Here is a 14,292-nt window from a genome sequence, read left to right on the forward strand (position 1 = left end):
TTGTCACTCCTGGTATGTATTAAGAGTATTGATTTTTAACGAATGCACTCACTCCTGGACTTCACTCAAACTCAATATACACAGAATCGTCTCAGATACACCTAAGGGCAATAAAATATTAGTTTAACTGTTACTTGATCGCAACAGGCAAGCAATCTCTTATCGATATAATTTTGGAATAAGGTGTAATTGACGACTAGTGAAACCAGCACTCGACCGGTAAATTTGGAACAATTCTAATCAACCTGAACTCCGGGTCATTGAGAATTTTCGACTAATACCGCAGCTAAAACTCAAAACCAAGATTGTAAGTGGACAACCAGGCAGGATAATCAACGTCAATGTAATAGCCAGCGTAGTCCTCAAGCGCACTGGCCTGCAACTTCATAGCCGAGCGCAGAATCTCGTTAACGCCGTTAATCCTCAAAGTTTTATCAAGATCATGGGAAACAGGATTAAATAACCTCACATCTGGACCGGTCATCAGCTGTTCAAACCTGGCTTCACTATTTGTCTTAATGATTTCATCGCTCTTAACACTGCTTGGATAACAGCCCGATTTGGCGAGACATTTTTTGGCCAGGTTATTTGCTAACAACACAATCAGGGTTAACCGTTTGCCCGGCGATCGACAAACGATGCTGTGGGAGGTGACCAGCGAGTTACTATTATCAGGATGTGACAAATACTTTGGCTCGTATCGGCCACAAGTAAAACTGAAATAATTGGACTGGTTTGACGGTGGAGAAAACACAATCGCACTACCGCTTTTATCGATGCCTGAATAGTAGGCTTCAATGTTCGATTGGCTGAAGTGCTTTAAGACAAATTCACTACTTTGATCGGGTGCCAGCGGTGAATAATTAACGCCTCTTAAAAATTGAGGCTCTGATAATTTAACCGGCCCAGTATGCTCCCCAAAAGATTGTAAATAAGGTCGAGCGCCGTGGGCGAGGCCGACATTTCTGCAGCCAGCAATCACCAGATTACTAACATAATTATTACTCAACTCATTTTCACTGACACAATGAATACTCAAATAGTGTTCAACCGATTCTCCAATTAAGCTAGCATTTTCCTGAAACAACTGCTTTCTGATCTCATTTGCTTTATCGCCATCACTCTGGCCATCTTGCGCCACCAGGGTGGAAAGATTTCTTTTCAACTCAGCATGACTTCTTGCGTAGGTTAAAATGAGATCTTGAAATTGCTCTACCAATAGCACAAACAGGCGCTCAATCTCAGGGTTTTGTAGCTTGCTATTTAGGGCTAATCCGATTTTTTCCAAACCATCAGGACCAGGCAATGTCAGCGCAGTATCCACGCCAGATTTAGATTCAGTGAGTGCTTTAACAAAACGACGACTAGTCGAAAAATTGAGGCCGCAGAAATCCCCAAAACCAGAAATTGATTGAGCAGTTCTAGGAATAAAAACCAATATTTGTTTTAGCAACGCTCGAATATTTTCACCACGAGCTTCAACTTCCGCTAAATCATCTCTTCCCATATTTCAGCAACCCTATCGATAATTGACTATTCATTAGCTATAGTTATTGTTCAGTTTGGCTATTTAATGCTCTGACAGTTTAGTACATTGATTATTGAATAGTTCTGATCATTTTTCTTACAAAGTTGACTCAAATCAACAAAGGCCATTACCCGGAAACATCTGTTCAACTTTATTCTAGTCATTATTAGTAGATTTTATATTTAGTGTGACCGTGTATTTTTCGGGGGAGGTTACCACTGATTAGCGAATGAATCGACTTTTGATCAGTTCCTCTTCCCCTATTTTTCGAGAATCTCATGCCCCAATAATTAGAGTCACCGATATATTGAAGCAAACTTTAACCTGCTTCAAGTCATTTTCTTAATTATCGAGTTGTCCGATGAAGCGTCACTTAGCAGCGTAACGCCTTAATGGAGTATAGGGTGATCAAGACGTTTGATGTCAACTTGCGGATATTCTGACCGAGTAAAAACAATTTTTTCTTCTTCTGGAATATAAGTGATCGAGCCAAATCGATCTAATGTTCTGGTGGGAAACTTGACTAACGGAGTCACTTTTTTGCTGTTAAAGTCATAATAATTAATCCGGTGATGATCAATTTGATCAAATTGATAATAGAGTCCTCGCTCGGTAATTGTCCAGTTGTAGCGTACGCCAAACTGCTCTCCACTCAACACTCGCTCAGCCTCATCATCAGGCTTCTCGGGATTAAAACGCCATAACCCCTGATTACGCCCTTTCGTAAACCAAACACTGTTATCTGTTGCCTGGATTGCAAAAACTGCAGAGCTGTTACCCAAACTTTTTGGGTTGCTTCCATCTAAGGAAAACACATAAAGTTTTGACTCATTATTTTGTGACGCAGCCGCGATAACAGCACTATCATCTCGGCGCCAGGATGGACGATAATGTTCATTAAATGGCGAAACTAATTTTTTGATACTACGAGTCTTAACATTCAGAACATATAAATTATCACCCAACCTCTCTTTTTTAGGTCCGAGAAAAGCAACCGACTCACCATCGTATGACCACCTCGGAGAAGACAAGTTGGTTTTCATATTGGTTAATTTTTTTCGTTGACTACCATCAACTGCGGAACTCCAAATTTCGTTATAACCAGATTCATTCGAAACATAAACCAAACGGTTGGCTCGTTGCGAATAATGTGGGCTGCCGTGATTAAATTCAGATTGAACCAAAGGAAAAGGCGTCGCTGCCACAACTTCTAACAACGACAGGTAAGAGATGTGTGATAATACCTGCCAACTGTGAAAGACAACTTCATGGCTGTTAGGAAAGAAACTAGGATAACTGAATCCCGGAATATTGAGTTGTGTAATCTTGTTATCATCCAGAGAGATCACATACCCTTCGCGAGCACCAAAATTTTCACTACCAAATACGATTCTCTTACCGTCGGGATGCCATGCGAGACCTCTAATATCGCCCTGACCAAAGGTAAGTTGACGTGACTCTCTAGTTTGAAGCTCTACCAGAAAAATATCTTCGACTAAGGATTCTTCACGACGAGTGACCGCAATAAATTTCCCATCAGGCGAAAACGCAAAATCTCGATCACTATAAGTACATTCGTTACCGCAGGAGAATCGTTGAGGTTTAGCTTCTGGATTGCTTAAGTCTAAAAAATAAATTCCAGATTTAGAATAACCTTCACTGATTCCAGTATACGCTAAAACTTTTCCATCACCGGATATTGAGATAGAAAAATTTTCGTGGCCTGGGCATAAACCAATCACTTTTTGCTCAGCCGTCACCAATGTCATCTGCATCACTTCGCAACGAGTATAATCCCATGACTTTCTGACATAATAAATCTTCTCGCCTTTCGCTCCCCATACTGGTCGTCCTTCACCTTCTGAACTAAAGGTTAGCTGCCTCGGCAATAGATCAGGTTGCGACAAATCTTTGAGGTGTAAATCAAACTTGCGGCTAATAAGACGTGTGGCATAAACAATGTAACGACCATCAGGGGAAACGGCAGGGAAAACCTCTCGACCAGGCTCTGTTGTGACTGAACTAATTTTAACCGGCGCGTTTCCTTGAAGGGCATGAACAAAGTAAAATATAGAAAAAGCGATAACAAAAACTGGAAATAATACTAAAGAAAATCGCTTCCAATTCAATAATTGACTTAACTGAAATTGCTCGACAGGCTGTTCATCAGGTTTATTTTCCTGAGACAAGAACTCTGGTTTGATTGACAAGCGATAACCAATCTTACGAACTGTTTCAATCAATTGATCATCACCTTGTTTTAATTCTTGTCGAAGATTCCAAATCGCATTTGTCAGCGCTTTTTCACCGACATAGTGATTGCCATCCCAAACATTTTCGATTAATTCCCGCCGACCAACCAGGTGTGGGTATTTCGTTGCGAGATAAACCAGAACTTCAATAAATTTCGGCTGCAATGAGTTTTTTTTATCATCTGATGCTTCAATAAGATATTCACGTGGATTTACAGTAAACTGGCCCAGTTTAAAAGGTGTATCAGATTGCATTGCCAATTCCCCAATCAATTTTATTATTTTTTGACTTTAATGCTTTTCCCAACCTAAATTTCAACTAAGAAACTTTTTAATATCTCCAAGTTTTTACGACTTTAATAATATACCTTATATTCAATTCAAAAAAAGCGACATTTTTCTTAAAATTCCTGACTTGCTATCTACTGATTAGACCTCTAACAAAAAATCGATATTTCCGCCGACTATTCAATAAAAATTCAATTACAACCGGTTTAAATTCAGGAATCACCAACCCGCCGAAATATTTTTACCTGACATTCAGTCAATTCAAACCAACGCTCTTACCTTTTGATTTTATTAAAAATAATAAACAGAGATTAAATAGATAAATAAAGGAGAGTAAAAAGAGGCAGGCAATATTGCGCCAGAGTAACCAATCTTTTACAACCATCGAAGGGTCATTTGAAATGAGTTGGAAACCGTTTCTTATCAGTACTTATTATCAGTACTTATTTATCAGTACTTAGGAATCATTCGAACTCTTTTAAAAGATCATAATAAAAACAGCCTTATATTTATTCACATTCATAACAGCGGGGGAACCTGACAGTCTCGAAATTTGCGTATCAACACAATTAAAAGAGGATTTGCAATTTTGAGCTCCATTGAGCTTTAGAAAAATAACTAAATCAAAAAAACAACAAAACGAAAATAAATCGTTTTAGGAGTGATGCTTTGAAACATAAAAATAAAACGAAATTAATGAAAGATAGCGCCGCGTTAACCCTAATTTCTACGACATTCGCAGCAGTACCTTACTCAGAAATGAGCTTCGCAGAAGAAGTTGAAGATAAAGAAAAACGCATCATTATCACCGGCAGCCGAATTAATCGTACCCAGATAGAAACCGCCTCCCCTGTTTTAGTCATCGATAAAGACGTACTGATTAATTCCGGTGCGGTCACGATTGGAGAGCTAATGGTTTCTTTACCTAACATTTCCGGCGCCGGTACAAGCCCACAAGTGAATAACGGTGGAGGAACGGGGAGAACTTCAGTTTCTCTCAGGGGGTTAGGTTCAGGGCGAACACTGATTTTATTGAACGGTCGTCGCTTCGTCACCGGAGATGTCAACGCGATACCAGTCTCCGCTTTAGAACGTATCGATATTTTAAAAGACGGCGCTTCGGCAATTTACGGCTCTGACGCCATCGGCGGCGTCATTAACTATATCACCAAAAAGAACTTTGACGGCGTCGAAATCTCTGCGCAATACGGTATTTCTTCTAGAGATGACGGGGCCGAATCATCGGTATCGGTAATCAGCGGAACATCAACCTCAAACTCGAATATTATCTGGGGTGTTAGCTATAACAAACGCGATGAAATTAGAGCGATTGATCGAGAAGTATTGGATCAACGTTTAAAATTATTCAACGGCGAAATCTCTAACGACGGTTCTTCCCGAAGTCGCTGGGGCCGATATGATACGAACAATGACCCCAATGCCAATTACCCGACCGGATTTGATAATTCCAGTTGCATCAGCGATCGATTTACGCGAATTGACGGTCGTTCCGGCCGCGATATCAATGATTATCGTTGCTTTATTCCCCAAGGCGACGGCGATGGAGAACTCATTTTTGGCAACGACGAATATAATTTTTTAGTGTCAGAATTTGCGTTAACCCCCCAGGAACGTCTGGCGTTTTTTCTCGACTCTCGCAAGTCGCTTGTTGGCGACATTAACTGGTTTACCGACGCGGTTTTCTCCTTTACCAATGCAGCGCGTCAACTCGCGGAAAATCCACTTAATAACGGCTCAAGTGGCGGTAGTTTTATCCCGGGAATAATATCAGCATCAAATCCCTATAATGTTTTTAACACCGATCTCACTTGGCGCTATCGCCCCGAGGCCGCGGGAGAAAGATATGCCGAAACTGATACACACCGATTTCAGTTAACAACGGGTTTGGAAGGAAGTATTGGTGATGACTGGACCTGGAGTTCCGCTTTTACCTGGGGCCAGTCAAAATCAGAAACTTCAGCTTTCGGACAATTTGATCGGCAACGAACAGCCAATGCATTAGGGCCTGCATTTCAAGATGCAGATGGAGTTTGGCGTTGCGGCGTGGACGCAGCTAATGTTATTGATAATTGCACGCCGGTTAATTTTTTTACTGACTATGATAGCCTTACCAGCGAAGAAATAGAGGCAATCCAAGATTTAGTTGTCAAACATAATTCCAGCACTTCCTGGTTCACCTCCCAGGAAATAAATTTTAACATCACAGGCAGTATCGTCGATATGCCCGCAGGTACATTGCAATTTGCCGCAGGCGTAGAACACCGTGCTATTGACAGCGAGGATAAGGTTTCCTATCTGGAAGAAAATAACTTGATTACCGACGGCGGAGGTTCTGGCGAGTCTGGAGGCTATGAACAGGATGACTTATACGTTGAATTTTATTTTCCGATATTTGAAAGCTTACTCGATGTGTCACTGGGCAGCAGATATTCTGACTATAGCACTTTTGGCTCAACCACCAACTCTAAACTGGGCATTGAATCTCGCCCCTCAAATGAATGGTTAGTACGTGCGACCTATTCCGAAGTTTTCCGCTCACCGACAATTTCAAATTTATTTAGTGGAATTAGCATCAACTCAAGCGAAGTGAGCGACCCTTGTGACGGCGCCGGCGGCTCGACATTTTGTCAAGACGTACCCGCCGATTACGTTCAACAAGATTCGCGCGTGCCTGCATCACGCGGCGGAAACCCAAACCTGCAACCAGAGCAAGGTCACGTGACAACCTACGGTTTTGTTTATAGTCCAGACTGGCTGGAAGGCGCAAGTTTTACCGTCGATGGATGGGAGATTGAACTAGAGGATTTACTGGGAACAACCAGTGAAGATACGATTTTAAATTCCTGTCATAGTGCAGCTGAACTTTACTGCGACAAGATTACTCGTGACGCCGGCGGAAATATTACTAATATTAATCGCCAAATTGGTAACCTGGGTTTGTTAAATACCAAAGGAGTTGATTTTGGATTTCATTATTTAACCGATACATCTCTCGGTAAGATCGGTTTCGACTTCGATTCAACTTATACTGAAGAATGGCGCAACGAACAAGTACTCGGCGATCCCTCAACTGTTGTCGAACCACTCGGCACTTATGAACCAAGAGGAAATGGTATCGGCAATTTTGCTCGGTTTCGGGCGACCCTGGGATTGAAATGGTCCAGGAATAACATGAGTGCCAGTATACGCACTCGATATATGAGCAATGTTACTGAAGATCCCGGTGACTTAGGTGATGAAGATAATCCTAACTTTGTCAGTGAGCGAGACATTGGAGACTACAGCAAAACAGATATGCAGTTTAGTTACCATTTTAATGAGCTAGACACTAAGGTCACTTTTGGTATTAACAACGTGTTTGATAAAGGCGCACCGGTTATTTATCGTGACGGTCGAAATACTGACTTGTATAGTTACGACTTAATTCAGCGTTTTTATTATATTCGAGCAATTGCATCATTTTAAATTCTGTTTATAAAAATATCTGTTTCTAAAAAAACGATAAGTTGGGCGGAGAATTCACTAGACTTTTCTTGTCCAACTTTTTTATTCCTTTGTATTTACCCTACTCTTACTAAAAAGGGAATTTACGTTGTCTCATTGATGTGTGCTGCCTTTTCTTTGAGATGCAGAATCACAGTGAAAACTGTGCAAATAAATCGAAACGAACAAAATAAATAAAAAGACATTGATACAAAAATTAAAACTCCCACAGTTTCAAAAAAAGATTTTAAATAGATATTAAAACGACAGTAAAAAGAGTCCTTCCATATTGAGTTTTGCTTTCTGACACGCTGATAATCCAATCAGCGAATTCAAATTTTAATAACAAAAAATCATCAACTGGAAAAGAAAGGCAAATAGAAAATCGCTATGCAACTGTTTGTATTTTAATCAAGCAACTGAGTTTCCTTCTTAATTTTAACGCCAGTATTTTAATTTAAGTTTGTCCCAATTGATTTCGCACTTTACCCGCCACTTGTTTTTTAGCTTTCGGGTCTCGCAATAAATTTTATTCAATTGAAAGAGGAACAATAATGAAAAAAACAAACTTTTGGCCGACCTTAGCCTCTTCCCTAACCTTATCCACGATGATTGCTGCTTCCGCCGGCGCACAACACGGTTCCCAGGACAGCTTAAATCATCTTAGCAACGCAACCTCGCCGTCAACCAAGGTTCAACCGCAAAGACGAATAATAAAAAGTAGTCGTTCTCAGACATTGATTAATAGTAACGGAACTTACCAGGTTCAAATTGAAGGACAAAAAATTAGCCGCGCACGCCCACTTAACCGTTTTATTCATCTTCGCCGCGGCAGTCTTTTTGACCCATTAGAAAAATCTCACACAAATCGCCTCGCTGCATTTAGCAGCGACAATCGCGCAAAATTACCCGGACTTTACGTTGAGAGCATAAGCAACAATATTGGTGCTTATATTGTCCAATTTCATACCCAGTCGTTACCAGACTATCAAAAAGATATTACAAAGGCAGGCGGCAAAATTTCAACCGCATTTCCCCCAAACGCAGTGCTCGTATTGATTGCACCGAATCAACTTTCAAAACTACGACAATTGAATACTGTACGTGCAGTTGTGCCTTTCCTTCCAATTCATAAATTGGAGGAAGGTCTGGAGAATCGAATTGCCGAAAATAATAACGAAGTCAAAACCTACTCAATTTTGGCGGTAACCAAAAAACACACGAACATACTTGTTAATTTTATTACTTCAATTGGCGGCAGCATAAAAACAAAAATGAGCAATGATCATTTTAACAAAAGCAGTCGAATATCTGCGAACCTGACGCCATCACAATTATCATTTGTCGCGAAAAATCCCTTTACGCTTTTTATTGACGAGCTAGGCGATCCAGACGGTGAGGATATTGACGATGTTAAAGCCCGAGACGGTTTTAACTGGCTCGAATCTGCTGCAGGTTACACTGGTAAAGGCGTTGGTATCGAAGTTTACGATAGAGGATTTCAAATTGACCACCAGGAGCTGGTGAACACACCAAACCCGATACTTGTTCGTAGTCCTCAGGCGGAAGGTAGCGGTGGTGCCGATCACGGTACTGACATTTCCGGTATTTTATTTGCACAAGGCGTCGACCCTCAGTATCGCGGTTTACTACCTGACGCAGCCCGGCCCATTGTATTTTCTCGCTACAGTGGCTTTCCGGGAAATAATCAACCTAATGAGTCAGAACTTCGCGCACATCTCCAGGAACTAGTTGATCCAAACGGCCCTTATCGTGCCGTCGTACAAACCAGCAGTACTGACTATTCAAGAACGCTCAATTACACGACCTGGTCCGCTGAATACGATGAAGTTTTATTTGATTTAGATTTGCTGAAAACACAATCACAAAGCAACGCCGGAGACCAACAATCACGTCCAGCAGCCTGGGCGAAAAATATCGTTGCTGTGGGCGGTATTAAAACTTTAAGTACCGTCTCTCGAAGTGACGACGGCTGGAATAACGGAGCCAGCATCGGACCAGCGGCTGACAATCGCATTAAACCCGATCTCTCTGGTCAGTACGATGCCTTCGATATGATCGCTGACGGTTCAGGTTCTAGTTATAACTCACGCAACGGAACCAGCTTTAGTACACCGGCCGTCGCAGGCGCTTTTGGTATTTTGTATCAAATGTGGGCTGATGGCGTATTTGATGGTGGACCGGGTAAGCAAGATGCGCCAGAGTTTAGAGACGTGTTCGACGTTCGCCCCCATGCGGCAACAGCAAAAGCACTAATGATTCACACCGCTTTCCAATATAGTTTTAATTCCGGCGATAGCCACAACCTGAGTAGAGTCAAACAAGGTTGGGGGTTTCCAGATGTTAAAAACTTATACCAAACTGCGCAAAACAACAATTGGAAGTTGCCAATATTAGTCAATGAAGATGATGTGCTACTCCCCGGGACAAGTAACAGCTACACATTAACGGTCGACGGCAGTCAACCGCTCAAAGCTACATTGGTTTACAAAGATCCTCGCGGTAATCCTGCCTCATCAATCGCACGAATTAATGATTTGTCTTTAAAAGTGACTAGTCCTTCCGGCGTTATCTATTGGGGTAATAATGGTCTAAGACAAGGAAACTGGTCAACGCCCGGCGGCACTTCTAATACTATTGATACCGTTGAAAATGTTTTTATCCAAACACCGGAAACAGGCACCTGGAACATTGAAGTATTCGGCGATGACATTGTCCAGGATGGTCATGTACAAACAACACAACTCGACGCAGATTATGCCCTGGTTGCAACCGGCGGCGTTTCGAGTAACACAGCGCCAATTGCAGACGCAGGCCCAGACGGTAATGTTCAAATCCCGAATGCGATAACGCTTAACGGATCAGTGACCGATGATAATTTTCCCGGCACGAATCTAACCAATAGCTGGTCACAGGTATCGGGCCCAGGCACCACAACATTTGCCGACGCCAACTCTGTCACAACGACCGCAACTTTTTCTACAGACGGAACCTATGTTCTCAGGCTAACCGCTTTCGATGGCGAATTTACTGCCACCGACGAAACGACTATTACCGTTACACCGCCTCCACAAAACCAGACGCCTGTCGCCGATGCAGGACCCAACTTGTCAATTGAACTTCCGGCTTCAGCAGTTTTAAATGGAAGTTGCAGTGATGACGGCTTGCCGGTCGGCGCCAACGTCGCTGAAAATTGGAGCGGCCCAAGTGGTGTCACTTTCGCAAACACCAACTCCGCGACCACAACGGCGAACTTTTCAGCGCCAGGTTCTTACACGCTCACTTTGAGTTGTAACGACACAGAATTAACTGGTAATGATTCGACATTAGTCACAGTAATCGCGGAGCAACAAAATATTGCGCCAACCGTTAATGCCGGCACCGATACTGATGCGCTGGTAGGTACTTCGATTGCATTAAATGGTACCGCCTCTGATGATGGGCGTCCGCAAGGTGGCAGCCTAACTACTACCTGGGCAGCAGTGTCTGGTCCAGGTAATGTCACTTTTAGTGATGCGAGTTCATTGACTAGTAATGTGACTTTTTCGGTTGAAGGAAATTATGTCATCAGCCTGACCGCAAACGATGGCGACCTGAGCACAACAGATAATCTGAACGTTACTGTGTCTGCCTCACCGGTTGAATTAATTAGCGATAACTTTGAAACGGATCTGGGTAGCTGGAGTAACAACACCAGCGGTGATGATTATGACTGGCGTCGTGATTCTGGCGGGACCCCTTCTTCAAACACCGGACCAGATAATGGTTCGAACAACAGCACCTGGTACCTTTACCTGGAAACTTCCAATGGAAGCGGCGCATACCGAGACGGTGATACCGCCATCCTGGAAAGTGGCAATATCATCGGCACTCACCGAAGTTTCAGCTTTGACTACCACATGTATGGCTCAAATATGGGGACACTCAATGTTGATGTCAGTGTCGCCGGTGGCAACTGGAGCAATGTATGGGCACTGTCAGGACAACAACACGGTTCTCACTCGTCCAATTACGACACGGCAACCATCGATCTAAGCAATTACGACGGCGTTCTTAAGCTTCGTTTCAGAGCTGTAGCAGCTGGCGGTTATCGCGGTGATATGGCAATCGATAATTTGAGAGTTAGCGGCATACACGCCCAGGTAGCTCCCACCTTTAATAGCAATCCTTTTGCGAAACCTGGTGCGACCCAGAATCAAAGTTACAGCGACAGTATTGCCAACGACGCCGGCGACGCTAACGGCGACCCAATGTCCTTCAGCAAAATTTCCGGCCCAGCCTGGTTGAATGTTGCGGCAAATGGAGTGCTGAGCGGCACACCGACAAGTTCAGATGTAGGAATAAATAGTTTTGTGGTTGAAGTTTCTGACGGCGGTTTGTCTTCTCAGGCAACCATGACAATTAATGTGAGTGACGGAAGTACACCGGTAGTGTTGAGCACGAGTGATTTTGAATCAGACTTAGGCGACTGGAATAACTCGCCAACAGGTGATGACTACGACTGGACTCGTGATTCAAACGGAACGCCTTCATCTAATACTGGCCCATCATCCGGCGCAGGTAACAGTGATTATTACCTTTACTTTGAAACTTCCGACGGCGGACGCGGCGCTTTCAATGCCGGCGAGACGGCGTACATTGAAAGTATTGATATCACCGGTAGCAACCGTTCCATGAGTTTCGATTATCACATGTATGGTTCTGAAATAGGTACTCTGTCAGTTGACGTTTTTGTTAACGGTGTCTGGGTCAATGATGTGTGGACGCTTTCAAGTCAACAACATAATTCAGCAGGTGCGAATTATACCAACGCGACCGTTGATTTGAGTAGCTATAACGGAACGATAAAAATTCGCATATGGGCAACAGCTGTTGGTGGTTGGCACGGCGATATTGCCATCGATAACATTGTAATAACAGGCGTTAATTAATTCAAAAAAACAGCCCGTCACGCCAGTCAGGGAAAACAAAATTCCTGGTTACTGGCCTTCAAGCCAACGCTCTTTTTGAGTGTTGGCTATTTTTTAAAAAGTTGAACCAAGCTTGTCGATGAAGTCCCTGGTAAAGCAGGTCAGCTAAATAAAATTTTTAATAACACCAACACCTTAATCCAATCAATAAAATTAGAGTAAACTTATGACGAAACCCTTCTCCCGACTCTGCCTGTTAATCCTTCTCTCAGGATGTTCTGAACCAATTTTTGTCGATAAAAGTTTAGAATCGCAATCTACCGACAGTACGCTGCAGGTTTCAAGAAACTATGTTGACAAAGGTTTTCAAGATGACCGAAAAGCGCTGGCTTATGCCATTGGCCTGGACAAAGGTCGAGGTAGCATCAGCCGTTATCAATATCTGAAAGAAAGAGGTATTGAACTCGATAGAGAAGAAATCAAAAAAGGATTCGTCGACGCAATTTCCGACAGTTATGTGACCGACAAAGACAAACGCAAGGCACGTTTAAATTCTGAAGATTTGAAAAGTTTAATTTATGGCTTTGAACGGGAGGTAGCTAAAATCGAGCAGTCTTTCGCTCAAAAAGAAGCGATAAAAAATAGAATCGTTGGAAAGAAGTACCTGGATAAGAACGCCAAAAAGAACGGCGTTACTACACTTGTAAGTGGTCTTCAATATAAAGTCCTGCAACAGGGTTCCGGGGCCTCGCCAACCTACGAAAGTGAAGTAACCATTGGTTACATTGGGCGACTGATCGATGGTACTGAGTTTGCGAATTCATACAGGAACGAAAAACAACCGGAGCAATTTCGAGTTGCCAGTGTCATTTCAGGGTGGAGTGAAGCATTACAGTTGATGCGTGTTGGAGACAAATGGGAAATAACACTGCCTTCTCATCTGGCTTATGGATCTTCGAGGCGAGGGAATATTCCGGCGGATTCGGTTTTGGTTTTTGAAATTGAGTTGTTGGGGGTGTCTAGTAGTTTTTCTTGGTGATTTTTTTTAGAGCGTTTCGCACCGCTTTGCTTGCGTGCGACCTTCTTTTTTCAAGAGCTAAAAAAGAAGGCAAAAAAGCCCTTGACGCTCGCGCTGAGCATGGATTGACAGATGTACTTTTTGCGAGCAACCCCAAACTCGTACCACCTCCGCTTGCTATTAGATTTACACACCAGTTAATCAGTTTTTATGTATGGGCAATTAGTAATGAGAACTATTTTCGAGACATGCTAATGATTAACTAGCTACATCTCATGTACTTGGGTAGTCTCGAATTTAGTGCATATTAGTTAATTGTCAATCAGGATTCTTTTTGACTGGTGTTTAAATATAAAAGCGAATGAAAGAAGTCTGTGTTTGGGTAAAGTTTAAGCAAGAGTCTCCGCTAATAAATGGCCCAGTGCAAACGTCAACGGCTTTTTTGCTTACTTTTGCAGCTGTTGGCAAAAGTAAGTCGCACGCAAGCAAAGCGGTGCGAAACGCCCTAAAAAAAACAAACCACCTCACACTAAAACCAAAATAAAATCTCAATAAAAAAACAAAAGCAAAAACGAGATTAAATAGAGATTAAATAGACATAAAAAAGACACCCACCACATTGCGACAAACACACCAAGAGAATAGATTCAAACATCACTATTCACAACAACAAAACTATCTCAAAAATAACAAAAAAACAACAAGTAAAAAACAACTTTAATTTAACGTCGTTAAAAATCAAACCAGTAATCTCACGGAAATAATAACAAC

General features: G+C 42.4%; 5 protein-coding genes. 3 read left to right on the forward strand and 2 right to left on the reverse strand.

The window, feature by feature from the left end; genetic code table 11:
- Window positions 1-286: 286 nt before the first annotated feature.
- Together FLL46_RS21415 and FLL46_RS21420 are read right to left on the reverse strand one after the other, a co-directional pair.
- Entirely contained in the window at window positions 287-1,507 is a 1,221-nt protein-coding gene (locus FLL46_RS21415) for a hypothetical protein (RefSeq protein WP_142933551.1), read from the reverse strand.
- Window positions 1,508-1,917: 410 nt separating this feature from the next.
- Entirely contained in the window at window positions 1,918-4,035 is a 2,118-nt protein-coding gene (locus FLL46_RS21420) for a winged helix-turn-helix domain-containing protein (protein WP_142933552.1), read from the reverse strand.
- Window positions 4,036-4,737: 702 nt separating this feature from the next.
- Here FLL46_RS21420 and FLL46_RS21425 point away from each other — a divergent pair.
- From FLL46_RS21425 to bamJ, 3 genes are all read left to right on the forward strand, one after another.
- Complete coding sequence (locus FLL46_RS21425; protein WP_142933553.1) at window positions 4,738-7,554, forward strand: TonB-dependent receptor plug domain-containing protein; 2,817 nt, start codon at window positions 4,738-4,740, stop codon at window positions 7,552-7,554.
- Window positions 7,555-8,126: 572 nt separating this feature from the next.
- A complete protein-coding gene (locus FLL46_RS21430; RefSeq protein WP_142933555.1) occupies window positions 8,127-12,524 on the forward strand; it encodes a PKD domain-containing protein in 4,398 nt (1,465 codons plus the stop codon).
- Window positions 12,525-12,729: 205 nt separating this feature from the next.
- Window positions 12,730-13,542 carry a BamJ family beta-barrel-assembly machinery protein gene (gene bamJ, locus FLL46_RS21435; RefSeq protein ID WP_142933557.1) on the forward strand — a complete coding sequence of 271 codons (813 nt, stop codon included), beginning with the start codon at window positions 12,730-12,732 and terminating at the stop codon, window positions 13,540-13,542.
- Window positions 13,543-14,292: the final 750 nt, after the last annotated feature.

The organism is Aliikangiella coralliicola (assembly GCF_007004725.1).
GTDB lineage: Bacteria > Pseudomonadota > Gammaproteobacteria > Enterobacterales > Kangiellaceae > Aliikangiella > Aliikangiella coralliicola.